This is a genomic window from Actinomadura sp. NPDC047616 (genome assembly GCF_040642915.1).
GTDB classification, from domain to species: Bacteria; Actinomycetota; Actinomycetes; order Streptosporangiales; family Streptosporangiaceae; genus Spirillospora; species Spirillospora miaoliensis.
The window spans coordinates 224,664-250,961 of sequence record NZ_JBEYTB010000011.1 but is presented as its reverse complement, the minus strand read 5'-3'; the positions used below and the strand labels follow the sequence as shown (position 1 = coordinate 250,961).

At 73.1% G+C, this 26,298-nt stretch carries 25 protein-coding genes; 18 read left to right on the top strand and 7 right to left on the bottom strand.

The window, feature by feature from the left end; translation table 11 throughout:
* Positions 1 to 35 precede the first annotated feature (35 nt).
* Genes ABZ801_RS26090 through ABZ801_RS26070 form a run of 5 tightly spaced genes read left to right on the top strand, consistent with a single transcriptional unit; the run spans position 36 to position 4,531 of the window.
* A complete protein-coding gene (locus ABZ801_RS26090) occupies positions 36 to 989 on the top strand; it encodes a DUF389 domain-containing protein (RefSeq protein ID WP_344947647.1) in 954 nt (317 codons plus the stop codon).
* Between the two features lie 41 nt (positions 990 to 1,030).
* Positions 1,031 to 2,035 carry an ABC transporter ATP-binding protein gene (locus tag ABZ801_RS26085; protein ID WP_360702393.1) on the top strand — a complete coding sequence of 335 codons (1,005 nt, stop codon included), beginning with the start codon at positions 1,031 to 1,033 and terminating at the stop codon, positions 2,033 to 2,035.
* The gene (locus ABZ801_RS26080) at positions 2,032 to 2,910 is read left to right on the top strand and encodes an ABC transporter permease (RefSeq protein ID WP_360702391.1); all 879 of its coding nucleotides are present in this window, start codon (positions 2,032 to 2,034) and stop codon (positions 2,908 to 2,910) included. Before ABZ801_RS26085 ends, ABZ801_RS26080 begins: the two co-directional genes overlap by 4 nt.
* Positions 2,907 to 3,818, top strand: a complete 912-nt coding sequence (locus tag ABZ801_RS26075; protein ID WP_360702386.1) for an ABC transporter ATP-binding protein — start codon at positions 2,907 to 2,909, stop codon at positions 3,816 to 3,818. Before ABZ801_RS26080 ends, ABZ801_RS26075 begins: the two co-directional genes overlap by 4 nt.
* Positions 3,815 to 4,531 carry an ABC transporter permease subunit gene (locus ABZ801_RS26070; protein ID WP_360702383.1) on the top strand — a complete coding sequence of 239 codons (717 nt, stop codon included), beginning with the start codon at positions 3,815 to 3,817 and terminating at the stop codon, positions 4,529 to 4,531. Before ABZ801_RS26075 ends, ABZ801_RS26070 begins: the two co-directional genes overlap by 4 nt.
* A 9-nt stretch (positions 4,532 to 4,540) precedes the next feature.
* Here ABZ801_RS26070 and coaA read toward each other — a convergent pair whose 3' ends face one another.
* A complete protein-coding gene (gene coaA / locus ABZ801_RS26065; protein WP_344947660.1) occupies positions 4,541 to 5,479 on the bottom strand; it encodes a type I pantothenate kinase in 939 nt (312 codons plus the stop codon).
* 153 nt (positions 5,480 to 5,632) lie between these two features.
* Here coaA and glmS point away from each other — a divergent pair, with 153 nt between their 5' ends.
* The 3 genes from glmS (at position 5,633) to ABZ801_RS26050 (ending at position 9,489) form a co-directional block, all read left to right on the top strand.
* A complete protein-coding gene (gene glmS, locus ABZ801_RS26060) occupies positions 5,633 to 7,480 on the top strand; it encodes a glutamine--fructose-6-phosphate transaminase (isomerizing) (RefSeq protein WP_344947663.1) in 1,848 nt (615 codons plus the stop codon).
* Between the two features lie 95 nt (positions 7,481 to 7,575).
* On the top strand, positions 7,576 to 8,520 hold the full coding sequence (locus ABZ801_RS26055) for an ABC transporter ATP-binding protein (RefSeq protein WP_360702380.1): 945 nt from the start codon (positions 7,576 to 7,578) through the stop codon (positions 8,518 to 8,520).
* Between the two features lie 3 nt (positions 8,521 to 8,523).
* Positions 8,524 to 9,489: a hypothetical protein gene (locus ABZ801_RS26050; RefSeq protein ID WP_360702377.1), complete on the top strand. Its 966-nt coding sequence runs from the start codon at positions 8,524 to 8,526 to the stop codon at positions 9,487 to 9,489.
* A 108-nt stretch (positions 9,490 to 9,597) separates the two neighbouring features.
* Here the strand turns inward: ABZ801_RS26050 and ABZ801_RS26045 are convergent, their stop codons facing one another.
* The 3 genes from ABZ801_RS26045 to ABZ801_RS26035 form a co-directional block, all read right to left on the bottom strand.
* Positions 9,598 to 9,804 (bottom strand): DUF397 domain-containing protein, encoded by a 207-nt coding sequence (locus ABZ801_RS26045; protein ID WP_360702374.1) that lies wholly within the window; start codon positions 9,802 to 9,804, stop codon positions 9,598 to 9,600.
* Between the two features lie 155 nt (positions 9,805 to 9,959).
* Complete coding sequence (locus ABZ801_RS26040) at positions 9,960 to 10,187, bottom strand: DUF397 domain-containing protein (protein WP_344947674.1); 228 nt, start codon at positions 10,185 to 10,187, stop codon at positions 9,960 to 9,962.
* Positions 10,188 to 10,434: 247 nt separating this feature from the next.
* Positions 10,435 to 11,310, bottom strand: a complete 876-nt coding sequence (locus ABZ801_RS26035) for a helix-turn-helix transcriptional regulator (protein ID WP_344947677.1) — start codon at positions 11,308 to 11,310, stop codon at positions 10,435 to 10,437.
* Between the two features lie 228 nt (positions 11,311 to 11,538).
* Between ABZ801_RS26035 and ABZ801_RS26030 the strand changes: the two genes are divergently transcribed.
* From ABZ801_RS26030 to tsaD, 8 genes are all read left to right on the top strand, one after another.
* Complete coding sequence (locus ABZ801_RS26030; protein WP_360702370.1) at positions 11,539 to 13,053, top strand: NAD(P)H-hydrate dehydratase; 1,515 nt, start codon at positions 11,539 to 11,541, stop codon at positions 13,051 to 13,053.
* Between the two features lie 242 nt (positions 13,054 to 13,295).
* Positions 13,296 to 14,453, top strand: coding sequence for an alanine racemase (gene alr / locus ABZ801_RS26025; RefSeq protein WP_360702367.1), 1,158 nt, complete (start codon positions 13,296 to 13,298; stop codon positions 14,451 to 14,453).
* Entirely contained in the window at positions 14,446 to 15,546 is a 1,101-nt protein-coding gene (locus tag ABZ801_RS26020) for an alpha/beta hydrolase (RefSeq protein ID WP_344947686.1), read from the top strand. Before alr ends, ABZ801_RS26020 begins: the two co-directional genes overlap by 8 nt.
* A 26-nt stretch (positions 15,547 to 15,572) precedes the next feature.
* Complete coding sequence (tsaE, locus tag ABZ801_RS26015; RefSeq protein WP_360702550.1) at positions 15,573 to 16,052, top strand: tRNA (adenosine(37)-N6)-threonylcarbamoyltransferase complex ATPase subunit type 1 TsaE; 480 nt, start codon at positions 15,573 to 15,575, stop codon at positions 16,050 to 16,052.
* Between the two features lie 136 nt (positions 16,053 to 16,188).
* A complete protein-coding gene (locus ABZ801_RS26010; RefSeq protein ID WP_344947689.1) occupies positions 16,189 to 16,941 on the top strand; it encodes a hypothetical protein in 753 nt (250 codons plus the stop codon).
* A 53-nt stretch (positions 16,942 to 16,994) separates the two neighbouring features.
* Positions 16,995 to 17,678 (top strand): tRNA (adenosine(37)-N6)-threonylcarbamoyltransferase complex dimerization subunit type 1 TsaB, encoded by a 684-nt coding sequence (gene tsaB / locus ABZ801_RS26005; RefSeq protein ID WP_360702364.1) that lies wholly within the window; start codon positions 16,995 to 16,997, stop codon positions 17,676 to 17,678.
* Entirely contained in the window at positions 17,675 to 18,178 is a 504-nt protein-coding gene (gene rimI / locus ABZ801_RS26000) for a ribosomal protein S18-alanine N-acetyltransferase (protein WP_344947695.1), read from the top strand. Before tsaB ends, rimI begins: the two co-directional genes overlap by 4 nt.
* Positions 18,175 to 19,212 carry a tRNA (adenosine(37)-N6)-threonylcarbamoyltransferase complex transferase subunit TsaD gene (tsaD, locus tag ABZ801_RS25995; protein WP_344947698.1) on the top strand — a complete coding sequence of 346 codons (1,038 nt, stop codon included), beginning with the start codon at positions 18,175 to 18,177 and terminating at the stop codon, positions 19,210 to 19,212. The genes rimI and tsaD overlap by 4 nt, the downstream gene beginning before the upstream one ends.
* A gap of 52 nt (positions 19,213 to 19,264) precedes the next feature.
* Here the strand turns inward: tsaD and ABZ801_RS25990 are convergent, their stop codons facing one another.
* The 3 genes from ABZ801_RS25990 to ABZ801_RS25980 form a co-directional block, all read right to left on the bottom strand.
* Positions 19,265 to 20,272 (bottom strand): aminoglycoside phosphotransferase family protein, encoded by a 1,008-nt coding sequence (locus ABZ801_RS25990; RefSeq protein ID WP_360702360.1) that lies wholly within the window; start codon positions 20,270 to 20,272, stop codon positions 19,265 to 19,267.
* A gap of 229 nt (positions 20,273 to 20,501) precedes the next feature.
* The gene (locus tag ABZ801_RS25985; RefSeq protein ID WP_360702357.1) at positions 20,502 to 22,118 is read right to left on the bottom strand and encodes a hypothetical protein; all 1,617 of its coding nucleotides are present in this window, start codon (positions 22,116 to 22,118) and stop codon (positions 20,502 to 20,504) included.
* Positions 22,119 to 22,674: 556 nt separating this feature from the next.
* A complete protein-coding gene (locus ABZ801_RS25980; RefSeq protein ID WP_360702355.1) occupies positions 22,675 to 23,925 on the bottom strand; it encodes an SAM-dependent methyltransferase in 1,251 nt (416 codons plus the stop codon).
* Positions 23,926 to 24,154: 229 nt separating this feature from the next.
* Between ABZ801_RS25980 and groES the strand changes: the two genes are divergently transcribed.
* Positions 24,155 to 24,466 carry a co-chaperone GroES gene (gene groES / locus ABZ801_RS25975; RefSeq protein ID WP_217998510.1) on the top strand — a complete coding sequence of 104 codons (312 nt, stop codon included), beginning with the start codon at positions 24,155 to 24,157 and terminating at the stop codon, positions 24,464 to 24,466.
* 87 nt (positions 24,467 to 24,553) lie between these two features.
* Entirely contained in the window at positions 24,554 to 26,179 is a 1,626-nt protein-coding gene (gene groL, locus ABZ801_RS25970; protein WP_360702352.1) for a chaperonin GroEL, read from the top strand.
* The last annotated feature ends 119 nt before the right edge of the window (positions 26,180 to 26,298 follow it).

Below are 26,298 nucleotides of genomic sequence, written 5' to 3'. Positions count from 1 at the left end.
GCCCTCCGCCGCGACGGGTGCGGCACCATGTGTGCGTGCTTCATCTGAGAGCGATCGTCCCCGCGGACCGCACCGACGCCGTGTGCGCGGCCCTGGCCGGCAACCCCGGGGCGACCAACGTGGTGGTGCTGCCGGGCGCCGCCCGGTCCCCGGCGGGGGACCTGGTCACCTGCGACGTCGCCCGCGAGGCGGCCAACGAGGTCATCGCGGGCCTGCAGCGCCTGGGCATCGAGCGGGACGGCTCGATGGCGATCGAGCAGATCGACCTGTCGCTGTCGGATGTGGCCGACCGCGCCGAGGCCCGCGCCCCCGGCTACGGCGACGACGCGGTGGTGTGGGAGGAGCTGGAGGAGCGGATCTCCGGCGACTCCCGGCTGACCTGGACGTTCCTGACGTTCCTGGCGCTGGCCACGCAGCTGGCGGGCATCGCCGCGCTCATCGACTCGCCCATCCTGGTGATCGGCGCGATGGTGCTCGGCCCCGAGTTCGCCGCCGTCGCCGCCATCAGCTACGGCCTGGTGTTCCTGCAGCCCGCGCGGATCGTGGCGGCGCTGCGCACGCTGGTCGTCGGATTCGCCGTCGCGATCGTGGTCACCTACGTGTGCGCGCAGGTCAGCCTGTGGATCCACGTCATCGAGCCGGGCATGCTGGACCGGCCGCGCCCGCTGACCGCCTTCATCTACAGCCCCGACCGCTGGTCGTTCATCGTGGCGCTGCTGGCGGGGATCGCCGGGGTGCTGTCGCTGACCGCCGCCAAGTCGTCCGCCCTGGTCGGGGTGTTCATCTCGGTCACCACCGTGCCCGCAGCGGGCAACCTCGCCGTCGCGCTGGCCGTCCGGCACGTGGACGAGATCCGCGGCTCGCTCCTGCAGCTGGGCGTCAACCTCGCCGGCATGATCATCGCGGGAGCCGTCACCCTGGTCGTGCAGCGGGCGGTGTGGGCGGTGGTCCTCCGCAGGAGGGAGCGGGCGCCCGGACGTAGAACCTGAGGGGGACGTGCCGCGCCGCGCGAGCCACTAGGTTCGTACGCATGCCGATCATCGCCACGCAGGGACTGACGATGCGCTTCCCGCGGGTGACCGCCCTGGACGACCTCACCGTGGCCGTGGAGCCCGGCGTCGTCGGGCTGGTCGGCGCCAACGGCGCCGGCAAGTCGACGCTCATCCGCATCCTGCTCGGCCTGCAGCGCCCCACCGCCGGGCGGGCCAGCGTGCTCGGCCTGGACATCGCCCGCGACGGCGCGCGCATCCGCGAGCGGGTCGGGTTCATGCCCGAGTACGAGTGCCTGCCGCCCGACGTGTCGGCCACCGAGTTCGTCGTGCACATGGCGCGCATGTGCGGGCTGCCGCCCAGCGCCGCCCGTGAGCGCGCCGCCGACACGCTGCGGCACGTCGGCCTGTACGAGGAGCGGTACCGGCCCATCGGCGGCTACTCCACCGGCATGCGGCAGCGCGTCAAGCTGGCGCAGGCCCTCGTCCACGACCCGCAGCTGCTGTTCCTGGACGAGCCCACCAACGGACTGGACCCGGCCGGCCGCGACGAGATGCTCGGCCTCATCCGGCGCATCGGCGCCGAGTTCGGCATCAGCGTGCTGGTCACCTCCCACCTGCTGGGCGAGCTGGAGCGGATCTGCGACCACGTCGTGATCATCGACGGGGGGCGGCTGCTGCGCTCCCAGGCCGTCGAGGCCTACACCGCGGCCAGCGGATCGCTGACCGTCGAGGTCGACGAGGGCCGCGACCGGCTCGGCGCGCTGCTGGCCGAGGCGGGACTGACGGTGCGGGACGAGGGCCGGTCCCTGGTCGTCGACATCGCCGGCGAGACCACCTACGACCTGATCCGCGACGGCGTCGCCGACCTCGGCCTGCGGCTGATCCGGCTGGAGCAGCGCCGGCACCGCATCGAGGAGGTCTTCGCCGCCGGATCGCAGCAGGCCGCCGCGCCCCCGCCGCCCGGCGCCCCGCCCGGCCTCCCGCCGGGACCGCCGGGCCCGCCGGTCCAGCCCGGGGCGTACCCGTACGGAGGACCCCGATGAGCACCAGCATGATCCACGACATCGGGTACCGGCACTACGAGGGCCGCCGCCTGGGCCGCGCGTACGTGCTGCGCTCGCTGTACGTGCACAACCTGCGCGCCGCCTTCGGCCTCGGCCGTCCGGCCCGCGCCAAGGTCATGCCGTTCCTGCTCGCCGCGATCATGCTGCTGCCCGCGGTGGGCGCGGTGGCCGCGGTCGGGCTGGCCGACCTGACCGATCCGCCGATCCGCTACGCGCAGTACGCGATCAGCCTGCAGGTCATCATCGCGATCTTCCTGGCCACGCAGGCGCCGGTGCTGGCGTCCCGGGAGCTGCGCCACCGCGTGGTGCCGCTGTACTTCTCGCGTCCCGTGGACCACCTGGACTTCGTGCTGGCCAAGCTGGCGGCCCTGGCCACCGCGCTGTTCGGGCTGATGGCGGCGCCGGTCACGCTGATGTACGTCGGCAGCCTGGTCAACAAGATGCCGCACGCGTCCCGGCACCTGGCCGACTACCTGGCCGCGCTGGCCGGCTGCGTGCTGTTCGCGCTGGTGCTGGCGGCGATCGGGACGGTGGTCGCCGCGTTCACCCCGCGCCGCGGCTTCGGCGTCGCGGCCGTCGTGGCGGTTTACATGCTCAGCGCCACGTTCGTGCTGATCCTGCAGGGGCTGGCCGAGATGCGCACCGAGTTCGCCCTCGCCGGGTGGATGGGGCTGTTCACGCCGTTCAACCTCGTCGACATCGTGCAGGTGCGGCTGCTGGGCGCGGAGCAGTCGGCGGTCGCGGTGGCGCCCGGCCCGTTCGGCGGCCTGGTCGCGCTGCTGCTGTGCGTCGTGCTGGTGGCCGGCTCGGTCCCCGTCCTGTACCAGCGGTTCCGGAAGGCGGGTCTCTCGTGAGCGAGCTTCGGCTGGAGAACGTGTCCCGCTGGTACGGCAACGTCGTCGCCGTCAACGGGGTCTCGATGACGATCGGCCCCGGCGTGACGGGTCTGCTGGGGCCGAACGGGGCGGGCAAGTCCACGCTGATCCACATGATGGGCGGCTTCCTGGCGCCCTCGTCCGGCACGGTCGAGCTGGACGGGCAGCCCGTCTGGCAGAACCCGGGCGTCTACCGGTCGCTGGGCCTGGTGCCCGAACGGGAGACCGCCTACGACTTCCTCACCGGCCGCCAGTTCGTCGTCGCCATGGCCAAGCTGCACAAGCTGCCCGACCCGGCCGCCGCCGCGCGCCGCGCCATCGCCCTGGTGGAGATGGAGTACGCGCAGGAGCGCGCCATCGGCACCTACTCCAAGGGCATGAAGCAGCGCATCAAGATGGCCTCCGCGCTGGTGCACGACCCGCCCGTGCTGCTGCTGGACGAGCCGTTCAACGGCATGGACCCGCGGCAGCGGCTGCAGCTGATGGACCTGATCCGCGGCATGGCCGCCGAGGGCCGCACCATCCTGTTCAGCTCGCACATCCTGGAGGAGGTGGAGCGGCTGGCCGGGCACATCGAGGTGATCGTGGCGGGCCGGCACGCCGCCTCCGGCGACTTCCGGGCGATCCGGCGGCTGATGACCGACCGGCCGCACCGCTTCCTGGTCCGCTCGGCCGACGACCGCCGGCTGGCCGCCGCGATCATCGCCGACGGGTCGTCCCGCGGCGTCAACCTCACCGACCAGGGCCTGGAGGTGGAGGCCGTCGACTTTCAGCGCTTCACCTGGCTGCTGCCCCGGGTGGCGCGGGACGCGGGCGTGCGCCTGCTGGAGGTCTCCCCGTCCGACGAGTCCCTCGAAAGCGTCTTCTCCTACCTGGTGGCCCCATGAACGCGACGATTGCGGCGATCACGTTTCGCGCCATGCTGGGGCGGCGCCGCGCCCTGTTGCTGCTGGCCCTGCCGTTCCTGCTGCTGGCGCTGGCGGTCGGGCTGCGCGCCGCCGACGTCGCCGACCTGGACGTGTCGGTGGGCGTGCTGCAGCGGTTCGGGCTGGCCACGCTGCTGCCGCTGCTGGCGCTGATCGCGGGCACGGGCGTGATCGGCCCCGAGATCGACGACGGTCAGATCATGTACGTGCTGACCAAGCCGATCCCCCGGCGGGTGATCGTGTTCACCAAGCTGGCGGTGGCGATCGTGCTGGTGACGGCGTTCGCGGTGCTGCCGACGCTGCTGGCCGGGCTGGTGCTGACCGGCGTCACCGCCCAGGTCGCCGTGGCCTTCACCGTGGGGGTGCTGGCGGGCGGTGTCGCCTACACCTCGCTGTTCGTGGCGCTGGCCGTGCTCAGCCGCAACGCCGTGACGATCGGCCTGCTGTACGCGCTGGTGTGGGAGGCGTTGCTGGGCAGCGTGGCGCCGGGGGCGCGTTCGGCGTCGGTCCAGCAGTGGGCCATGTCGGTCACCGACGCGCTGACCGACGCGTCGGTGGTGACGTCCACCGTGCGGCTTCCGGTGGCGCTGGGGCTGCTGGCGGCGGTCGCCGTCGTGGGCTGCGTGCTGGCCGTCGGCCGCCTGCGCACGTTGCCCGTGGCCGGGGCTGAGTAAGCGCGCGGCTCAGATGCGGCGCAGGCGGACGCGTTGCACGCTGTGGTCGCGGGCCTTGTGCAGGACGAGCGTGGCGCGGCCGCGGGTCGGCAGGATGTTGGACACCAGGTTGATCTCGTTGATGTCGCGCCACACGCGCTGCGCGAACGCGGCGGCCTCGTCCTCGTCCAGTTGGGCGTACCGGTGGAAGTACGAGCGGGGGTCGCTGAACGCGGTGCGGCGCAGCGCGAACAGCCGCTCCACGAACCAGTGCTGGATGTCCTCGACGCGGGCGTCCACGTAGATGGAGAAGTCGAAGAAGTCGGCGACGGCGAGCGTCCCGGCGGGGGAGGGCTGCAGCACGTTGAGGCCCTCCACGATGAGGATGTCGGGACGCCGCACGGTCTGCCGGGCGTCGGGCAGGATGTCGTACTCCAGGTGCGAGTACACCGGGATGTCCAGCTCGGCGGCGCCCGCCTTCATCGACGACACGAACCGCACCAGCGCCCGCCGGTCGTAGGACTCGGGGAACCCCTTGCGGTCCATCAGCCCGCGTTCGGTCAGCACCGCGTTGGGATACAGGAAGCTGTCGGTCGTGACGAGTTCCACACTGGGGTGCTCGGGCCAGCGCGCCAGCAGCGTCCGCAGCAGCCGCGACGTGGTCGACTTGCCCACCGCCACGCTGCCCGCCACGCCGATGATGAACGGGGTGGGCCGCACCGGCTCGCCCAGGAACCCGCCGACGGTGTCGCGCAGCCGCCCGTCGGCCATGAAGAACAGGTTCAGCAGCCGGGACAGCGGCAGGTAGACCTCCTCGACCTCGGTGATGTCGATCGGGTCCCGGACGCCGCGCAGCGCGTCCAGCTCGCCGGGGGTGAGGGGCAGCGGGGTGTTCTCGCGCAGCGCCCGCCACTGCTCCCGGGAAAGCTCCACGTAGGGGCTCGGCACGGCGTCCCATCCGCTCGTCATGGGCTGACACCCTAGCCGTGAACGTCACGTGCCGCCCCGCCGGGGGCGAGCCGGGAGGGGTCTCCCACAGTTCACCGTCCGTACACGCTGTAGCCGTTCACTTTGGCATTCGCTGGTGGGGCCCATGAGCCGGCACCCAATAGGCTTGCCGCCATGTGCGGAATCGTTGGGTACGTCGGCGACCGGCCGGCGTTGGACATCGTGGTCGAGGGGCTGGCGCGGCTGGAGTACCGCGGCTACGACTCTGCCGGTGTGGCCGTGCTCGCCGACGGGAAGCTGGCCACGGCCAAGCGCGCCGGCAAGCTGGTCAACCTGCGCGGAGCCCTGGAGAATGACCCGCTGCCCGACGGGACGCTGGGCATGGGGCACACCCGGTGGGCGACGCACGGCCCGCCCAACGACCGCAACGCCCACCCGCACACCGACTGCGCCGGGACGGTCGCGGTCATCCACAACGGGATCATCGAGAACTTCGCCCGGCTGCGCGCCGAGCTGGACGAGGGCGGGCACGCCCTGGACTCCGACACCGACACCGAGGTCGTCGCGCACCTGCTGGAGGACGAGCTGCCGCGCGCCGGCGGCGACCTGGCCGAGGCGATGCGCCGGGTGTGCCGCCGCCTGGAGGGCGCGTTCACGCTGGTGGCGGTGCACGCCGACGACCCCGGCCTGGTGGTGGGCGCGCGCCGCAACTCGCCGCTGGTCGTCGGTGTCGGCGACGGGGAGAACTTCCTGGCCAGCGACGTGGCGGCGTTCATCGCCCACACCCGGGACGCGATCGAGCTGGGCCAGGACCAGGTGGTGGAGCTGCGCCGCGACGGCGTGACCGTCACCGACTTCGACGGCCGTCCGGCCGAGATCCGCGAGTACCACGTCGACTGGGACGTGTCGGCCGCCGAGAAGGGCGGCTACGACTACTTCATGCTCAAGGAGATCGCCGAGCAGCCGCGGGCGGTCGCCGACACCCTGCTCGGCCGGATCGGCGCGGACGGGCGCCTGGTGCTGGACGAGATGCGGCTGACCGACGAGCAGCTCCGCGAGATCGACAAGATCATCATCGTGGCGTGCGGCACCGCCTACCACGCCGGGCTGATCGCCAAGTACGCCATCGAGCACTGGGCGGGGCTGCCCTGCGAGGTGGAGCTGGCCAGCGAGTTCCGCTACCGCGACCCGATCCTGACCCGCACCACCCTGGTCATCGCGATCTCCCAGTCCGGCGAGACCATGGACACGCTCATGGCGGTGCGGCACGCCCGCGAGCAGCACGCCAGGGTGCTGGCGGTGTGCAACGTCAACGGCTCGACGATCCCGCGCGAGTGCGACGGCGTGCTCTACACCCACGCCGGTCCCGAGGTCGGCGTCGCGGCCACCAAGACGTTCCTGACCCAGCTCGTCGCGGTGTACCTGATCGCGCTGTACCTGGGGCAGGTGCGCGGCACCAAGTGGGGCGACGAGGTGTTCGCGATGATCCAGCTCCTGGAGCGGATGCCGGAGAAGGTGGAGAAGGTCCTGGAGACCATGGAGCCGGTGCGCGAGCTGGCCCGCTCCCTGGCGGACGGCCACTGCGTGCTGTTCCTCGGCCGGCATGTCGGCTTCCCGGTGGCGCTGGAGGGCGCGCTCAAGCTCAAGGAGCTGGCGTACATGCAGGCCGAGGGCTTCGCCGCCGGTGAGCTCAAGCACGGCCCGATCGCGCTCATCGACAAGGACCTGCCGGTCGTGGTGGTGGTGCCGCCGCGCGCCCGGGCCGTCCTGCACGACAAGATCGTCTCCAACATCCAGGAGATCCGCGCCCGCGGCGCCCGCACCATCGTGATCGCCGAGGAGGGGGACGCGTCGGTGGAGCCGTACGCCGACACGCTGATCCGCGTTCCCGCCGTGCCGACGCTGCTGCAGCCGCTGGTGACCACCGTGCCGCTGCAGGTGTTCGCGTGCGAGCTGGCCACCGCCAAGGGCCACGACGTCGACCAGCCGCGCAACCTGGCCAAGTCCGTCACCGTGGAGTGAATCGGATCACAGTCCGGTAACACCGCATATCACCCGAAACTCCCCGTTGTCGGGTCGCGTCGCAGTGGACGTCACGGTGAGGCGGGGAGGTGGCGGTGCGACCGGACGTCGATTCGGGGCACGCGGTCGAGGCGTACGGGGTCACCCGGTACTTCGGGGAGGTCGCCGCGCTGCGCGGCCTGGACCTGACGATCCCGTACGGCCAGGTGACCGCGCTGGTCGGCCCCAACGGGGCGGGTAAGACGACGCTGCTGCTCGTGCTGGCGACGCTGCTGGCGCCGGACGCCGGTCAGGTGCGCGTCGCCGGGTACGACCTGGCGACCCACGCCGACCGGGCGCGCGGCGCGCTGGGCTGGATGCCCGACACGTTCGGCGTCTACGACCAGCTCACCGTCGACGAGTACCTGGCGTTCTTCGCCGACGCCTACCGGGTGCCGCGCGAGGAGCGGTCGCGCCGCATCCGCGCACTGCTGTCCCTGGTCCGCCTGGAGGAGTACCTGGGCCGGCCGGTGCACGTGCTGTCGCGCGGGCAGAAGCAGCGGCTCGGCGTGGCCCGCGCGCTGGTGCACCGGCCGCGCGTGCTGATGCTGGACGAGCCCGCGTCCGGCCTGGACCCGCGCTCGCGCGTCGAGCTGCGCGACCTGCTGCGGTCGCTGGCCGCCGACGGCGTGGCGGTGCTGGTGTCCAGCCACATCCTCAGCGAGCTGGAGGAGATCGCCGACCGGGTGGTGCTCGTCGACCGGGGCGGCGTGGTGGACGTGCACGGCATGACCGAGCTGACCGCCGCCGGGCCGTCCGGCCGCACCCGCTGGCGGGTGCGGGCCCAGGATCCCGCCGCCCTGGCCGCGGCGCTGGCCGGGCGGCCGGACGTCGGTGAGATCAGCGACCTGCCCGGCGGCGCCGAGGTGGGCCCGCTGACCGAGGACCAGGCGGCCGACCTGCTGGCCGCCCTGGTCGCCGGGAACGTCCGCGTGACCGGGTTCGCCCCGGCGGCCGGCGCCCTGGAGGCGACCTACCTGGCGATGACCGAGGACGGGTGAGACATGACGGTTGCGGGCGTCGGGCTGGTGGCCCGTCAGGAGATCCGGACCCGGCTGCGCACCGGCCGCTGGCGGGTCCTCATGGGCGTGTGGTTCGCGGTCGTCAACGGCCTGGCGGTGCTGTTCCGGCTGGCGATCGAGGCCGACCAGAGCCCCGGCGAGGACAGCGCGGGCGTGCCGATGTTCGGCGGGGTGCTGCTGGCGGTGCTGGTGCTCGTCCTGCTGGTCGCCCCGTCGCTGAGCGCGCAGTCGGTCAACGGCGACCGGGAACGCGGCACCCTGGCCGCGCTGCAGGTCACCCGGCTGACCGCGGGCGAGATCGCCACGGGCAAGCTGGCCGCGTCGTGGGGGACGGGCCTGGTGGTGCTGCTGCTGACCATGCCGTCCGTGCTGTGGCCGGTGCTGGAGGGCGCGGTCGGCGTGGGGCACGCGGCCGTGGTGCTGACCGTGATGGTGCTGCTGATCGGGATCGTGTGCGCGGTCTCGCAGGGCTGGTCGGCGCTGGTGGCGCGCAGCATCACCTCGGTGCTGCTGTCGTACGTGACGGTGTTCGCGCTGCTGGTGGGGACGCCGCTGCTGTACACGCTGGCGCTGCCGCTGAGCGAGGGCTTCGACGGAGACGACCACTCCGAGCGGGTGTGGTGGCTGCTGGCGCCCAACCCCGTGGTGGTGCTGGCCGACGCCGCCCCGCGCCTGCCCGAGCGCCGGATCTACCTCAACGACAGGGTCATCACGCAGCCGCGGTCCGACGACCTGCTGGGCTCGATCGGCCACGAGGTGCGCCGGGCCCGCCTCGGCGACCAGCCCGTCGACGGGTTGCCGGGGGCGTGGCGCGTGCAGGAGGGCGGCCCGGTGTGGCCGTACGGCCTGGCCTTCGACCTGGCCCTGGCGGGCGGCGCGCTGTGGATCAGCGCCCGTCGCCTGCGCACCCCGATGTACCACGTGCCACGCGCCGTCCGCATAGCCTGACCCGCCCGCGAGCCGCCTGACGCGCCGGAGTGGCCTGACGCCCGCGGGAGTGCCCTGACCCGCCTGGCGGAGTGGCCTGACGCGCGTGGGGGTGGTGCGGGGCGTGGGTCAGGGTTCGGCGGCCGATTTGATTCTGGCGGCGAAGGCGCGCCACTCGGCGGGGGCGAACCTCAGCACGGGTCCCGACGCGCCGAGGACGCTGTCGCGGACCCCGATCGCGCCGCCGTCGAGGCGGGCGACTTCGACGCACGTTCCGTTGCCGCCGCAGCGGCCGCTTTTCCTCCAGTGCGCCGTCGCCCCCTGCTGCTGCCCCATTACGCCTCCCGGCGAACATCCTCATCAGGGCTGGCGGCCACATTGCCGACATTGCCTTATATACCCTTTGATATACGACATGTCGCCGGGCGGGCGGGACAGAAAGCTGTGTCCTGCCGGTGCCGCCGTACACGCCGACGGCACCGGCCATGCGATCAGCGGGCCTCGACGCCCCGGGTGAGGTCGAAGCGCCCCCGCTTGACCTCCGTGACGAACGAGCCCCACGCGGCCGCGGAGAAGCTCAGCTCCGGGCCGCCGTCGCGGGCGGAGTCGCGGGCGCCGATCACCCCGCCGGGCAGCGCGGCGACCTCGACGCAGGTCGTGCTCCCGCCACAGCGCGAGCTTTTCCGCCAGCTACCCCAGTTGCTATTACCTGACGCCACTTTGCGCCTTTCAGAATTTATGTCCGTTTCGATGTAGGGCGGTTCGCGAATCCGCGTCGAGCGCCGCAGCGTCCGTCGCGGTGAACGGACCGGGAACTGCGCGGCTCGATGTCCGGAGGTGTGCTGCCGGACGCCAGACACGGCGACCCTAGCAGAAATGTTCAGTGGTCTTCATGATGCCCGCGGGTAACGGCCGCGGATTTGACCATTGTTTCGGAATCCCATGCTGACCTGCGTGGACGCCGGGTCAGGCGCGGCTGCTCCACATGTCCCTGGCGGCCGCGAGGTGGATGCGGGATTCCGTCGGGTCGAGCGCGTCCTCGGCCATTTGCCGGTGCGCCAGCCGGGCCCGGAAGGTGACCGACTCGTCGGTCAGGTAGTCCATCGTCAGCGTCTCCGAGTAGACGATGTCAGGGAACTGCACGTCGTAGATATCGGAGAACTCCAGCAGGGTGAAGGACGGCTCCATGATGGCATGAAATCCATCCAGCGGCAGAATGCGCAAAGAAATGTGCGGCAACTCGGCCGAGCGGCGCAGATGTTCCATCTGCTCGGCCATCACCGCCGCGTCGCCGACCCGGCGGTGCAGGACCGCCTCGTCCAGCACCAGCTCCAGCCGCATCGGGTCGGGCCGCCGCAGCACCTCCTGGCGGCGGATGCGCAGCTCGATGCGGCGTTCGATCTCCTGGGGGGAGATGCGGCGGTCCAGGTAGTTCCAGCCGCCCACGACGTGCCGGGCGTACGACTCGGTCTGCAGCAGGCCGGGCACCACCACATTCTCCCACTGCAGCTCGGCGTCGGCCTCGGTCTCCAGTGAGATCAGCTGCGCGTACCCGGGGTCGAGCCAGGGATAGTCCTCCCACCAGCCGCGCTGCGCCGCGTCGCGGGCCAGCGCGATCAGCTCGGCGCGGCGCCGCCCGTTCACCCCGTACAGCTCCAGGAGCATCTCGACGTCGCTCAGCCGCGCGCCGGTGCGGGCGTTCTCCAGCCGGCTGACCTTGGCGGTCGACCAGGACAGGCGGTCGGCGACCTCGTCGCCGGTGAACCCGCTCAGCGCACGCAACCGGCGCAGCTCGGCGGCGAGGCGTTGCTGCCGGACGGACGGACGTGGGGTTGCGCTCATGCTGCGTTTACTCCGCCCCAACGAAGACCCCGAAGACCTTTTGCCATTGCAGTCTGCCTCACCGGGCGCCTCCAGGGCAGCGGCCGGGCCGCATTCCGGGCCTCATGGCAGTCTTGGAAGTGATCGTCGGAGTGGGCGGCGCCCCAGGATGGTGATCAGGACGCGCGTAGGGGGCAGTGGTACTCGGGGACGGCGGGTTTTCCGGCGAGGGCGGAGAGGAAGCTGGGGATGAGGTACGCGCACGAGGTCGGCAAGGTTCGCGCCGCGGAAGGGGCCCTGATGGCCCGGCTGCCCGAGGGCGCGCTCATGCAGCGCGCCGCCGCCGGGCTGGCCGCGGTCTGCGCCCGGATGCTGCCGCGCGTGTACGGGGCGGACGTCGTGCTGCTGGTCGGCGGGGGAGACAACGGCGGCGACGCCCTGTACGCGGGCGCCCGGCTGGCCCGCCGGGGCGCCCGGGTGACCGCCGTGCCCGCCGGTTCCCGGACCCACCGGGGCGGGCTGGCCGCGCTGCGCGCCGCCGGCGGCCGCGTGCTGGACCGGGTGGACGGCGAGGCGGTGTCCCCGTCCGCGGCCGCGGTGATCGAGACGGCCGACCTGATCATCGACGGGCTGACCGGGATCGGCGGGACGGGCGGCCTGCGCGAGCCGCACGCGACCCTGGCCGTGCTCGCCTCCCAGGCGACCGGCGTCGTGGTGGCCTGCGACGTGCCCAGCGGGGTGGACGCGAGTTCCGGCCGGGTGGACGGCGTGGCCGTGCACGCGGACGTGACCGTCACGTTCGGCACCTACAAGCCCGGCCTGCTCATCGACCCCGGCGCGGCCTGCTGCGGCGTGGTGGAGCTGGTCGACATCGGCCTCGGCCCGGACCTGCCCGACCCCGACGTGGTGGCGGCCTGGCCGGTGGACGTGCAGCCGCCCGAGCCGCGTCCGGAGTCCGACAAGTACCGGCGCGGCGTGGTGGGGATCCTGGCGGGCGGCGAGGACTTCACCGGCGCGGCGGTGCTGTGCACGGGCGGGGCGGTGCACGGCGGTGCGGGCATGGTGCGCTTCGCCTCCGTCGAGCATCCCGTGGAACTGGTGCGGCACCGTTGGCCCGAAGCGGTCACGACCGTGCTTCCCCCTGGGAGCGGCGGGGTCAAGGCGCTCGAACGCATCGGCCGCGTCCAGGCGTGGGTGGTGGGGCCGGGGCTGGGCACCGGGGCCGAGGCCGAGTCCCTGCTCGAAGCGACCCTGGGCACCGACCTTCCCGTCCTGGTGGACGCCGACGGGCTGACCGTCCTGGCCCGCCGCCGCGACCTGTTGCGGCGTGAGGCCCCCACCGTCCTCACCCCCCACGCCGGGGAACTGGGGCGGATCCTCGGGGTGGAACGGGAGCTGGTCGAGGCGCGGCGTCTGGAACACGCCCGGCGGGCCGCCTCCGAACTGTCGGCCACGGTGCTGCTGAAGGGGTCGACCACGCTCGTCGCCGAGGAGGACCGTCCCGTACGGGTGAATCCCACCGGCACCCCCCGGCTGGCCACGGCGGGCACGGGGGACGTGCTGTCCGGGCTGATCGGCGCGCTGCTGGCGGGCGGGATGTCCGGGCTGGACGCCGCCGCCTCTGGGGCGTACCTGCACGGCCTGGCGGCCCGCATCGCCTCCCGGGGCCCGGTCAGGGCCGGGGCGGGCCACCCCTCCGAGGCGCCCATCAGCGCCTACGACGTCATCGGCGCCCTGCCCGAGGCCTTCCGCGCCCTGTCCTGAGCGCTATCCTGAACTGTAATTCCTGAATCGCAGGTCATGGGCGAATCGGCCGACCGGGCGTAGACGTCCCTATGGGGGTAGAAACCCCATAGGTGTTCGCGACAGGTGTTTCGCTGGAACGCGCCCGGCGCCGTCGCCGGGCGAGAACGGAACGCAGGATGCCGCCGTACAGGGCCGTGAGCAGGCAGGAAGGGCAGCGATATGGTCCGGCCACGGCCGCCGGCGCGGCAGACTGGGGAACCATGAGGATTCCAGCGCAGGCACGCATCGACCTGGAGGCCATCGGCGCGAACATCGCGCTGCTGCGCGAGCACGCCGGCGGTGCCGAGGTCATGGCCATGGTGAAGGCCGAGGCGTACGGCCACGGCCTGGTGCCCGCCGCCCGGGCGGCGCTGGCGGGCGGGGCCACCTGGCTGGGCGTGGCCAAGCTCGACGAGGCGCTGCGACTGCGGGACGAGGGCGTGACCGGGGTCCGGACGCTGGTCTGCCTCTGCGTGCCGGGCGAGCCGTTCGAGCAGGCGGTCGCCGCGGACGTCGACCTGGCCGCCGGGAGCGTCCGGCTGGTCCGGGAGATCGCCGAGGCGGCGGTCCGGGCCGGGCGTCCCGCCCGCGTCCACCTCAAGGCCGACACCGGCATGTCCCGGGGCGGCGTGGGCCCCGACGACTGGCCCGCCCTGGTGGACGCCGCGCTGGCCGCCGAGGCGGCCGGGCGCCTGCGCGTGGTCGGGCTGATGTCGCACCTGGCGTGCGCCGACGAGGTCGGCCATCCCTCCGTCGCCCGCCAGGTCGCCCTGTTCCGCGAGATGGTGGAGCACGCCGAGAAGGCGGGGGTGCGGCCCGAGGTGCGGCACCTGGCCAACTCCGCGGCCACGCTGACGCTGCCGGAGGCGCGCTTCGACCTGGTCCGTCCCGGCATCGCCACCTACGGGCTGACGCCGGTGCCGCAGCTCGGCGGCTTCGGGCTGCGGCCCGCCATGACGCTGGTCGCCGACGCGGCCCTGGTGAAGCGGGTTCCGGCGGGCAGCGGCGTGTCGTACGGGCACACCTACGTCACCGAGCGGGAGACCACCCTGGCCGTCGTCCCGGTCGGGTACGGCGACGGCGTCCCCCGGCACGGCTCCAACGTGCTGGAGGTGCTGGCGGGCGGGCGGCGGCGCCGCATCGCGGGCCGGGTCTGCATGGACCAGTTCGTCATCGACCTGGGCGACGACGAACTGGCCGCCGGGGACGAGATCATCCTGTTCGGGACCGGCGACCGGGGCGAGCCGACCGCGCAGGAGTGGGCGGACGCGCTCGGCACGATCTCGTATGAGATCGTCACCCGCATCGGTTCCCGGGTGCCTCGGGTGTACGCGGGGCGGCCCGCGACTCGGCCGCACGAAGGGGTCAGGCATGGGTAGGAGACGAAGGCTGGGCATCGCCGGTACCGTCGCGGGCGTCGGCGCGGCGGGCGTGGGCGCCGCGGTGGGGCTGCGGCAGCTGGCCGTGGGGCGCCGCCGTCTGCGGCCCGATCCCGACGCCGGCGAGCCGTTCGGCGAGCTGCGCGGCCGTCCGCTGACCGTGCTCGCCGACGACGGCCTGCCGCTGTACGTGGAGGTCGACGGGCCGGAGGACGCGCCGCTGACCGTGGTGTTCTGCCACGGCTACACGCTCAACCAGGACTCCTGGCACTACCAGCGGCGCGACCTGCCCACGCCGCGTCCGGGGCTCGGCCGGCCGCGCATGGTGTTCTGGGACCAGCGCAGCCACGGCCGGTCCGGGCGCAGCAAGCCCACCCACGCCACGATCGCGCAGACCGGCGAGGACCTGTACGCGGTGCTGCGCGCCACCGTCCCGGCGGGCTCGCCGGTGGTGCTGGTGGGCCACTCCATGGGCGGCATGTCGATCATGGCGCTGGCGGACCGGCACCCGCAGATCTTCGGCGCCCAGCGCGGCAGGCTCCGCGTCGCCGGGGTCGCCCTGATCAACACCTCCTGCGGCGACATGGCGGAGATGACGCTGGGGCTGCCCCTGGTGCTGGCCAAGGCGCTGCGCCCGCTGGCCAACGGCGCGATACGCAACCTCGGCCGCCAGGCCCAGCTGGTCGACCGCGCCCGCGGCCTGGCCGGCGACCTGACGTTCGTGGTGACCCGCAAGATGGCCTTCGCCGACAAGCACGTCAGCCCCACGGTGGTGGACTTCCTGGAGCAGATGATCCGCGCCACCCCGATCGACGTGATCGCCCAGTTCTACCCGGCGCTGATGGCGCTGGACGAGGTGTGCGCGCTGGAGCCGATCGGCCGCGTCCCGGTGCTGGTGCTGGCCGGCGGGCAGGACCGGCTCACCCCGCCCGAGCACTCGCGCCGCATCGCCGAGGCGCTGCCGGACGCCGAGCTGATCGAGGTCGGCGACGCCGGGCACGTGCTGCCGCTGGAGTATCCGGGCGTCGTCACCGGCGGGCTGCGCCGCCTGCTCGAACGCGCCCACCCCCAACGCGAGGAGCGAACCGCGTGAGCGAGCCGGAAGGGCGCGAGGCGCCGATGAACGCCACGGTGACGGTGCGGGTGCCGGGCGCGGAGGACATGCGCGAGCTGGGGCTGCGCCTGGCCGGGGGGCTGCGCGCCGGGGACCTGCTGGTGCTGACCGGCGACCTCGGCGCGGGCAAGACCACCCTGACGCAGGGCGTCGCCGAGGGGCTGAAGGTGCGCGGCCCGATCACCTCGCCCACGTTCGTGATCGCGCGGGTGCATCCGTCGCTGGCCGGGGGGCCGCCGCTGGTGCACGTGGACGCTTACCGACTGGACGGTTTCGCCGAGCTTGATGATCTTGATCTGGACGCCGAGATCGCCGAATCGGTGACCGTCGTGGAATGGGGGCGGGGGCTGGCCGAGGGGCTGGCCGACGACCGGCTGGAGGTCGTCATTTCCCGTGCCGACGACACCGAGGAACGCACCGTGACGATCACCGGGGTGGGCGCACGCTGGACGTCCGTGATCGGCGATCTTGTTGACGGAAGTTGACAACATCGGTCGGCGGTGAAAGGTGGCCCTTTTTCGATAAGTGGGGGTCGACCACTTTCGGGGCGGATGTCGTACTCTTCGGTAACGAACTCTCCATCGCGACTGACAGCTTTCCTTCGTTCGGGAGTGGGTGCCGGTGAGTGGTAGCCATCGCAGCGGCAATCACCGCGCGGGCAGCGGCAGCCACCGGCGCGTCGGCCGCGAACGCCGCCCCGGACGCCGACTGGCGGCCCTGCTGGCGGGCGTGGCGGCGGGCGTCGGGGTGTGCGTGCTTGCGGCGTTCGCCATCTTCAGCGGCCTCGGCGTGGGCCGCGACGGCGGCGAGTCCGGCGAGGTGATCGGCAGCGGCGCCGCCGAGACCACCCCGGCCCGCGGCGAGCGCAACCACGTCCCGGACGCGTGCGAGGTGCTGAGCCGCGAGATCGCCGACCGGCTCGCCCCCGGCGCCCAGAGCAACCCGGCCGACAACTACCAGGCCAGCGACCAGCAGAGCCAGTGCGTGTGGGGCGCCTACAACGGCGAACGCAAGCGCCAGCTCACCGTGGAACTGCGGGCGATCACCGACGGCCAGGGCGGGCCCGTCGAGGCCGCCCGGCGCACGTTCGCCGACGAGCGCGCCGCCGACGAGTCCGGCAAGGCGCTGCTGGCGGGGCAGGAGCTCACCGAGAAGCGCGACGTCGAGGGCGTGGGCGAGGAGGGCTACGTCGTCTACAGCGTCGACAAGGGCCAGGGCTCCGGCGAGGCCATCGCCAACGTGCGGCTGGGCAACGTGCTGGTCACCGTGCACTACGGGGGCGGGGACGACGGCGACGCGCTCGGCTCCTCCGCCGCCATGGACGGCGCCGAGGAGGCCGTCAAGGGCGCCGTCGACGGCCTCAACGCGAGCTGATCCGGGCGCCGACCCCGCACACCTCCGCCCGGAACGCACTACGCTTACAGTCCGTGCTGGTCTTGGCTTTCGACACCGCCACCGCCGCGGTGACCGTCGCGTTGTACGAGTGGTCCCCGGGCGAGGGAGTCGTCCGCCGTGGCGGCGCGGAGGCCGTCGACCGGCGCAGGCACACCGAGCTGCTCACCCCGTGCATCGCCGAGACGATGGCGGAGGCGGGCGTCACCCCCGACGACCTGCACGCCATCGCCGTGGGCGTCGGCCCCGGCCCCTACACCGGGCTGCGCGTCGGGCTGGTCACCGCGCGGGCGATGGGCGAGGCGCTGAAGATCCCCGTCCACGGCGTGTGCACGCTGGACGTCATCGCCTGGGAGTCGCGGCGCGAGGAGCCGTTCGCCGTCGCCACCGACGCCCGCCGCAAGGAGGTCTACTGGGCGCGGTACGACACGGCCGCGGCGCGCGTCACCGAGCCCGCCGTCGGCCCCCCGTCCGACGTGCTCGCCGGGCAGCCGTCCGACCTGCCGGTCATCGGCGAGGGCGCCGCCCTGTACCCCGACGTCCTCGGCGCGCGCGACCGTGAGCCGCTGCCGCTGCTGCCGAGCGCCGACGCGCTGGCCGAGCTCGTGGTGGCCCGGCTGTCGGGCGCGCCCGGCCCCGACCTGCTGCCGCCCGAGCCGCTGTACCTGCGGCGTCCCGACGCCCGCGAGCCCGGCCCGCGCAAGAGGGTGTCGCAGTGACCGGCGTCCGGCTGCGCGTCATGACCGCCGCCGACCTGCCGGCGGTGATGCGGCTGGAACGGCTGCTGTTCCCCGAGGACGCCTGGAGCGAGGAGATGCTGCGCGGCGAGCTGGCCGACCAGCCCCGCACCCGCCACTACGTGGTCGCCGAGGACGACGACGGCGCGGTCGTCGGGTACGCGGGCCTGGCCGCCGCGGGCGGGCAGGCCGACGTGCAGACCATCGCCGTGCTGCCCGAACGGCAGGGCGAGGGCGTGGGCGCGGCGCTGCTGACCGAGCTGCTGGACGAGGCCGACCGGCGCGGCGGCGAGGCGGTGTTCCTGGAGGTGCGCGCCGACAACGACCGGGCCCGCCGCCTGTACGAGCGGTTCGGGTTCCGGCGGGTCGGGCTGCGCAGGCGCTACTACCAGCCGTCCGGCGTGGACGCCATCGTCATGCGCCGCCTGCCGCACGGCGGGCCGCCGGCCGGTTTCGGCCCGGAAGGAGGGCGAGACAGGTGATCCGTGACTCCGAGCCCCTGGTGCTGGGCATCGAGACGTCCTGCGACGAGACCGGGGTGGGCATCGTCCGCGGCACCACGCTGCTGGCCGACGCGATCGCCTCCAGCGTCGACCAGCACGCCCGGTTCGGCGGCGTGGTGCCCGAGGTGGCCTCGCGCGCGCACCTGGAGGCGATGACCCCGACCGTGGAGCGCGCCCTCGCCGACGCGGGCGTCGCGATGCGGGACGTCGACGCGCTCGCCGTGACCGCCGGGCCCGGCCTGCCGGGCGCGCTGATGGTCGGCGTGGCCGCGGCCAAGGCGTACGCGCTGTCGCTGGGCAAGCCGCTGTACGGGGTGAACCACCTGGCCGCGCACGTGGCCGTCGACCAGCTCGAACACGGGCCGCTGCCGCGTCCGTGCGTGGCGCTGCTGGTGTCGGGCGGGCACTCGTCGCTGCTGCTGGTGCCGGACGTGGCCAGCGACGTGCGGTCGCTGGGCGCCACCGTGGACGACGCGGCGGGCGAGGCGTTCGACAAGGTCGCCCGCGTCCTCGACCTGGGCTTCCCCGGCGGCCCCGTCATCGACCGGCGCGCCCGCGAGGGGGACCGCGACGCGATCCCGTTCCCGCGCGGCAAGTACGACGACGGCACCTACGACTTCTCGTTCTCCGGCCTGAAGACGGCCGTGGCGCGCTGGGTGGAGGCGAGGGAACGCGCCGGCGAGCCCGTGCCGGTCGCGGACGTGGCCGCCTCGTTCCAGGAGGCCGTGGTGGACGTCCTCACCCGCAAGGCGCTCAAGGTCTGCCGCGACAACGACGTGCACGACCTGCTCATCGGCGGCGGGGTGGCGGCCAACTCGCGGCTGCGGGCCCTGGCGCAGGAACGCTGCGACGCCGCCGGGGTGCGGCTGCGGGTGCCGCGTCCCAAGCTGTGCACCGACAACGGGGCGATGGTCGCCGCGCTGGGCGCCGAGATGGTGTCGTCCGGGGTGGCGCCGTCCGACCTGAGCCTGCCCGCCGACTCCAGCCTGCCGATCGAGTCGATCCGGATCTGAGGACCCCGGCCGCCCAGGGCCGGCCGCCCAGGGCCGGCCGCCCAGGACCGGCTCAGGACTTGGCGGAGACGCCGAGCTCGGCCAGCCGGGCGGCCAGGTAGTCCTCGAACAGGGGGACGTGCGCCTCGTCCATGATCCGTCCGGCGCCCTCGGGCAGCAGGTCGAGCAGGGTGCGCACGTCCCAGTACGGGTCGTGCGGGTAGCCGCCGGACACCTGGTCGAACGACGACAGGAACCGGTCGGCGGCGGCCGTGCCGTACCGCAGCGCCATGTGCAGGCGCATGTGCGCGATGTCGATGGCGATCGGGCCGTAGGAGGCGTCCGACCAGTCGACCACGCCGGTCAGCCGCCCGTAGGACCACAGGGTGTTGTCGGGCTGGTAGTCGCGGTGGATGAACCTGGACGGCGCTTCGGGGGCCGGGCCGGACGCCACGTCGAACGCCCGCTCCCACAGCACCGGACGCTGCGCGTGCACGGGCGGCCGGCGCACGTCGAGCCGGTTGTACGGAACGTACGGCGGCATGGTGGACGCGCCGTTGACCGCGTGCACCGACAGCAGCGCGGCCGCCATCTGGATCAGGTACTCGGGCAGGTCGCCGGGCGACGGCCGCGGCGGATGCCCGGTCAGCCGTTCGATGATCAGCGCGGGCGCGTCGCAGTAGGCGCCGGCCGGGTCGGCCGCCACCAGCGACGGCGTGGGGACCTCGCAGCCCGCCAGCAGTGCCAGCGCGGCGATCTCGCGCTCGGGGGAGAACTCGGCGCCCACGCCCGGCACGGCGGGCCGCGCGGCGGCGCCCTCGGCGGTCTCGGCGTCGGCGTCGGCGGCGTGCGCGGGCGGCGCGTACGGCAGCCACCGCCGCAGCACCAGCCGGTGCGCCTCCCCGGAGCCGCTCTCGACCAGCAGCGCGTGGTTGACGTGGGCGGCCCCGCCCGGCAGCGGACGCACCATCTTCACCACGGCGCCCCGGCCGAAGCACTCCTGCACCCAGCGCAGCGTGGTGCTGTCGGGCGGGGTGCCGACGGGAGGTCGGGGAGCCGGAGAGTGGGTCACGGGAACCATGAAAACCGATTCGGGCATGGGTTGGGAGTGATTTTGCGAAGACGGAACGTAACAAAAAGCACGTCATCGGCATGCGTCGCCGCGACGCCTTGCGGCGCGCGAACGGATTCGGTGGAGGAAACGCGTGTGCGGGGGGCGGGGCGGGGCGCCGTGGGCGCACGGGAGCGGGCGGGCGCCCCGCCGCACGAGCCGATCCTGACGGCCGGTCGCGGCCTTCCGCGGCCCCCGGCTAGTCCTTGCTCTCGCGCCGGGGACGCAGCAGCGCCTCGGCGAGCGCCAGCATCGTCTCCTCCAGCGTGGACAGCCGCTTGAGCACGTCCTCGTGCACCGCGTTGACCTGCTTGGAGACGTCGCCGTGCACCGAGTCGACCTTGCGGCCGACCTCCTCCTGCACGTCGTCGAACCGGCGGCCCAGCTCGGCGTGCACCGCTTCGGTGCGCCGGGCGACCTCCTCCTGCCAGCCGTCGACGCGCTTGGCGAACGCGTCCTGCAGGCCGCCGACCCGCCTGGTGACGTCCTGGTGGATGACGTCGACCTGCTTGGTCACGTCCTCGTGGACGTCCTCGATCCGCTTGGTCATGTCCTCGTGCACGCCGCCCACCTGCCGGGCCACCTCGGTGTGCACCGACTCGACCTGCTTGGTGACGTCCACGTGCACCGACTCGACCCGGCGCGAGACGATGTCGACCTGCGTGGTGAACTCCTCCAGCGCGCCGTCGACCTTGCGGGTGACCTCCTCGTGGATGCCCTCGATGCGTTTGCGGACGTCCTCGTGCAGGCCCTCGAACCGGCGGGAGAACTCGTCCATGCGCTTGGCCACGTCGCTGTAGGCGGTCTCGGCGATCTGCGACATGGCGGCCTTGACCTCGTCCCGGTCGGGCCGGGCGCGCAGCTCCTCGATCAGCGGGTGGACCGCGTCGGCGAGGTGCTTCTCCAGCGCGTCGAACCGGTCGCCGTGGTCGATCACCGGCCGCTGCGCCAGCTCGGCCAGCTTGCGGTGCAGCTCGCCGACCTCCAGGGTGGCCGGCAGCCGGTCCAGCCGCTCGCCCAGCGAGCCGATCCGGTCGTCGATGCCCTCGAACCGCCCGTCCAGGCCGTCCAGCTTGCCCGACAGCCCCTCGAGTCGGCCATCGAGCCCGTCCAGCCGTCCGTCCAGGCCGTCCAGCCGCCCGCCGACGCCCTCGACCCTGCCGTTGACCGCCTCCAGCCCCTGCTCCACCCGGTCGGCCATCTCACCGAGCGACTGGTCGACCCGGGCGGTGATCCCGTTGATCGAGTGCTCCAGCTTCTCGGCCCGGTGACCGAGCTCGGCCAGGGACTTGTCCAGCCGGTTGAACCGGACGGAGGCCGCCTCCATGCTGCCCTGCAGCTTGTCCAGCCGCTTGGTCATCTCCTCCATGCGCTGCGACGCCTGCTGGGTGGCGTCGTTGATGTGCTGCGCGGAGTCGAGCACCGCCTGCAGCCGGGTCAGCCCCTCGTCGACGTTCTCGGCGACGACGCCCACGTCGGCCCACAGCGCGGGCAGCTCGGCCACCGGCTTGACCCGCTCGCCCACCGCCTCGATGTGCTCGGCCAGGCCCTCGGCCCACTCCGGCGGCTTGCCCGCCAGCTCCTCGACCTGCCCCCGGACTCCGTCGAGCTGCCCGGTCAGCCCGCCCAGCTCCCGTTCCCGGACCTCGCGCAGCAGCCATTCCATCCCTTCCAGCCGCTGGCGGATCTCGTCCAGGACCTGACCCTGTGAGCGCTGTTCGTAGACGTGGTCCTGCGCCGCACGGGCGAGCAACTCCCGCATCCGATCCGAGACCGGTTGACCCCCCGTCTGCAGGAAGTTGTGATTCGTTTCCACCCGATGCTCCTTCGTGTGCCGACGCGACGAAATGGCGTGCGGCATTGAATCGTGAACGCCTCACTGTAGTGGTTGCGCGGCGCCGCGATAAAGCGAACAGGAAACATTGCGAGTTCTGTGGAATGCACTTGCTTTTCCGAGTGGCCGGAAAGGGGGCGATCATCCTGGGCATGGGCATTTCCGACGGTTCGCGGGCGAGCCGGGCGGGCGGGCGCCGCGGACGCCGCGGCGCAGGGCCTACCGGCCTGTGGGCGCACAGTCTGCCGGTCCGGCGGACGCGGCGCGGACCGGCGCGCCGGGCCGCCCCCTCGCCCGTCAATTCCGGGTGCCGCCCGGCCGTCGCCTTTCTCTCGGCCGCCCGCGATTCCGAGTGTCATAGGCGCGGTCCGGGATCGGCGCAATCCTTAGCGAACGCAATGCCGCAATGTGTGCAACATTTGCTGTGCGCTGGCGCGTCTCCCGGATCCGCTTGGGGTCATTCAGCGGCGTGGAGATCTTCGCCGATTCTCCGGCGCACGGCGGAGGCCGGCCGGCCGCGACGGCGGCCGCTTTCCGATCACGCCGTGGCCGGCGGCGCGGCGGCGACCGGGCGGGCGAGCAGCGCGACCGGCGCCCGGCCCACGCGGGTGAGCACGACGGTCGACTCTCTCCCGCCGCCCCTGCGCGCCCTGGGCGTGAACCCGAGGTCGCGGCGCAGGCGGTCCACGTCCACCGCCGAACCGCGCTTCTTGATCGTCAGTATGCCCACGTCACGGCGGCGCAGCTCGCCGCGCAGCCGCTTGACCGAGAACGGCAGCACGTCCTCGATCTCGTAGGCCGCCGCGAACGGCGTCGCCACGGCCGTGTCGGCGGTGACGTAGGCGATCCGCGGGTCGGCCAGGCCGCCGCCCACCTGCGCGGCCACCTCGGCGACCAGGTGCGCGCGGATCACCGCGCCGTCCGGCTCGTACAGATAACGCCCCCACCCGCGCACGTCCGGCGCGTCCAGGCCGGGGTCGGGCGTGAGCGTCGCGGCGGGGGCGTCCGGGTCGTCCGACCGGATCACCGTCGCGCGACGGCCCGCCGTCCCGGCCAGCCCGCCCAGCCACAGCGCGGCCTCCTTGACGTCCCCGCCGACGGAGACCCACTCGGCCTCCGCGCCGTCCGGGATCGCCTCGTGCGGGATGCCCGGCGCCACCTTGACGCACCCGGCGGGCGCCCGCGCGGCCAGTTCCAGGACGGTGTCGAGCGGCGGCTCGTACGCCCGGGGATCGAACACGCGCCCTCGGCCGGTGCGCCGCCCCGGGTCGGCGAAGACCGCCGCGTACCCGGCGGGATCCTCCTGGGTGGCGTCGCCCTCGCGGACGGACGCGAGGTCCGCCAGCCCCAGCGCCTCGACGTTCGCCCGCGCCACCGCCGCCGTCAGCGCGTCCCGCTCCACGCCCTCACCGCGGCACCCCTGCCGCGCCCGGGCGATGAGGTCCGCCCCGATCCCGCACCCCATCTCCAGCACCACCCCGCCCCGGCGGCCGTCCAGGTACGCGGCGAAGCGGCGGGCGCGGTGGGCGGCCACCCGGGCGCGGGTGGCCTGCTCCAGGCCGTCGGGGGTGAAGTACATGCGGTCGGCGTCCGGACCGAACTTGGCTCGGGCGCGCACGCGCAGCCGGGCCTGGGTCAAGGCGGCGGCGACGAGGTCGGCGGGGTAGCGTTCACGTAGGCGCGCGGCCGTGCTGAGCAGGGCGTTCTCGCTCAGGTCCGCCTCGGCGGCCGCCGCGAGCACGGCGCGGCCCGCGGGGCCCGGAAGGGCCCGGAACGCCTCGATGTCCATACCCCGGACGGTAGCGGTGCCAGGGCCGGGGGGTGCGCACGTGTTCGTGTTGACGCCTTCCCGGCCACGGCATAGTCTCCATGACTGGCACTCTCAATGTGAGAGTGCCAATAAGCGACAAGGTCGGTCTGGCACCCGCGACGGCAGGCCGGTCCGGGGTCGCCTCTTCTGCCACATGTGCGGCCGGCCTTTCCAAGCCGGCCGAGGACACCACCGAAGGGGAGGTCAGATCGTGACGACCGCCACCAAGGTTGCTCTCAAGCCGCTTGAGGACCGCATCGTCGTCCAGCCGCTTGAGGCCGAGACCACCACCGCGTCGGGCCTGGTCATTCCCGACACCGCCAAGGAGAAGCCCCAGGAGGGCACCGTCCTGGCCGTGGGCCCGGGTCGCGTCGACGACAAGGGCGAGCGGGTGCCGCTCGACGTGAAGGTCGGCGACGTCGTGCTCTACAGCAAGTACGGCGGCACCGAGGTCAAGTACAACAACGAGGAGTACCTCGTGCTCTCGGCGCGTGACGTCCTCGCGATCGTCGAGAAGTAAGGCGTCCGAGCAGTGACGCACCGCCCCGGTCCGGCCCGTTAGCAGGGGCGGGCCGGGGCGGTTCGCGCGAAGGGAGATTGTTTTCGCATGGCGAAGATCCTGGAGTTCGAGGAGGACGCGCGCCGGGCTCTTGAGCGCGGCGTCGACCGCCTCGCCAACGCCGTCAAGGTGACCATCGGCCCGCGCGGCCGCAACGTGGTCATCGACAAGAAGTTCGGCGCGCCGACCATCACCAACGACGGTGTGACCATCGCCCGCGAGGTCGAGCTGGAGGACCCCTACGAGAACCTGGGGGCCCAGCTGGCCAAGGAGGTGGCCACCAAGACCAACGACATCGCCGGTGACGGCACCACCACCGCCACGGTGCTGGCCCAGGCGCTGGTCCGCGAGGGCCTGCGCAACGTGGCCGCGGGCGCCTCGCCGCTGAGCCTCAAGCGGGGCATCGACGCGGCCGCCCGGCACGTGTCCGACCAGCTGCTCAAGGTCGCCCGCGAGGTCGAGGAGAAGAGCGAGATCGCGCACGTCGCGACCATCTCCGCCCAGGACGCCGGCATCGGCGAGCTGATCGCCGAGGCGTTCGAGAAGGTCGGCAAGGACGGCGTGATCACCGTCGAGGAGGCCCACACCATGGGCCTGGAGCTGGAGTTCACCGAGGGGCTCCAGTTCGACAAGGGCTACCTGTCGCCGCACATGGTGACCGACCCCGAGCGCATGGAGGCCGTCCTGGAGGACGCCTACGTGCTGATCGTGGACGGCAAGATCTCCAACGTGACGGAGTTCCTGCCGCTGGCCGAGAAGGTCGCCCAGACCAAGAAGCCGCTGCTGGTGGTGGCCGAGGACGTCGAGGGCGAGGCGCTGGCCCTGCTGGTCGCCAACAAGATCCGCGGCACCTTCTCCTCGGTCGCGGTCAAGGCCCCCGGCTTCGGCGACCGCCGCAAGGCGATGCTCGCCGACATGGCCATCCTCACCGGCGGCCAGGTGGTCAGCGAGGCCCTCGGCCTCAAGCTGGAGAACCTGGGCGTGGAGGACCTCGGCCGGGCCCGCCGGATCACGGTCACCAAGGACGCCACCACGATCGTGGACGGCGCCGGCGACGCCGCCGACATCGAGGACCGCGTCCGCCAGATCAAGGTCGAGATCGAGCGCAGCGACTCCGACTGGGACCGCGAGAAGCTGCAGGAGCGCCTCGCCAAGCTGTCGGGCGGCGTGTGCGTGCTGCGCGTCGGCGCGGCCACCGAGGTGGAGCTCAAGGAGAAGAAGCACCGCCTCGAGGACGCCATCTCGGCGACCCGCGCCGCCATCGAGGAGGGCATCGTCTCCGGCGGCGGCTCGGCGCTGGTGCACGTGGCCAAGGAGGGCTTCGAGGCCCTCGGCCTGTCCGGCGACGAGGCCACCGGCGCCGAGGCGGTGCGCCGCGCGCTGGTCGAGCCGCTGCGCTGGATCGCCGAGAACGCCGGCAAGGAGGGCTACGTCGTCGTCTCCAAGGTGCAGGAGCTGCAGGCCGGCCACGGCTACAACGCCGCCACCGACGAGTACGGCGACCTGATCGCCCAGGGCGTCATCGACCCGGTCAAGGTGACCCGGTCGGCGGTCAGCAACGCCGCGTCCATCGCGGGCATGCTGCTGACCACCGAGGCGCTCGTGGTCGACAAGCCCGAGGAGGCCGAGGAGGCCGCCGGCGGTCACGGCCACGGTCACGGCCACGGCCACTGACCGCTCCGGTCGCGTCACAGAGCCCCCGCCGGACGACCGGCGGGGGCTCTTTTCGTCCGTCTCGTGGTCACTTTGCGCGTCGACGCGGACGCACAGTGTGGTGAAAGAGCGCCGCACGG

Excerpts from the sequence above, each read along its gene's own strand:
- ABZ801_RS26085 (WP_360702393.1), top strand. The coding sequence starts at position 1,031 with ATGCCGATCATCGCCACGCAGGGACTGACGATGCGCTTCCCGCGGGTG.
- ABZ801_RS26030 (WP_360702370.1), top strand. The coding sequence starts at position 11,539 with ATGAGGTACGCGCACGAGGTCGGCAAGGTTCGCGCCGCGGAAGGGGCC.
- ABZ801_RS25980 (WP_360702355.1), bottom strand. The coding sequence starts at position 23,925 with ATGGACATCGAGGCGTTCCGGGCCCTTCCGGGCCCCGCGGGCCGCGCC.
- ABZ801_RS25990 (WP_360702360.1), bottom strand. The coding sequence starts at position 20,272 with ATGGTTCCCGTGACCCACTCTCCGGCTCCCCGACCTCCCGTCGGCACC.
- ABZ801_RS26070 (WP_360702383.1), top strand. The coding sequence starts at position 3,815 with ATGAACGCGACGATTGCGGCGATCACGTTTCGCGCCATGCTGGGGCGG.
- ABZ801_RS26020 (WP_344947686.1), top strand. The coding sequence starts at position 14,446 with ATGGGTAGGAGACGAAGGCTGGGCATCGCCGGTACCGTCGCGGGCGTC.
- ABZ801_RS26045 (WP_360702374.1), bottom strand. The coding sequence starts at position 9,804 with ATGGGGCAGCAGCAGGGGGCGACGGCGCACTGGAGGAAAAGCGGCCGC.
- ABZ801_RS26080 (WP_360702391.1), top strand. The coding sequence starts at position 2,032 with ATGAGCACCAGCATGATCCACGACATCGGGTACCGGCACTACGAGGGC.
- groL (WP_360702352.1), top strand. The coding sequence starts at position 24,554 with ATGGCGAAGATCCTGGAGTTCGAGGAGGACGCGCGCCGGGCTCTTGAG.
- tsaE (WP_360702550.1), top strand. The coding sequence starts at position 15,573 with ATGAACGCCACGGTGACGGTGCGGGTGCCGGGCGCGGAGGACATGCGC.
- alr (WP_360702367.1), top strand. The coding sequence starts at position 13,296 with ATGAGGATTCCAGCGCAGGCACGCATCGACCTGGAGGCCATCGGCGCG.
- ABZ801_RS26035 (WP_344947677.1), bottom strand. The coding sequence starts at position 11,310 with ATGAGCGCAACCCCACGTCCGTCCGTCCGGCAGCAACGCCTCGCCGCC.
- coaA (WP_344947660.1), bottom strand. The coding sequence starts at position 5,479 with ATGACGAGCGGATGGGACGCCGTGCCGAGCCCCTACGTGGAGCTTTCC.
- ABZ801_RS26050 (WP_360702377.1), top strand. The coding sequence starts at position 8,524 with ATGACGGTTGCGGGCGTCGGGCTGGTGGCCCGTCAGGAGATCCGGACC.
- glmS (WP_344947663.1), top strand. The coding sequence starts at position 5,633 with ATGTGCGGAATCGTTGGGTACGTCGGCGACCGGCCGGCGTTGGACATC.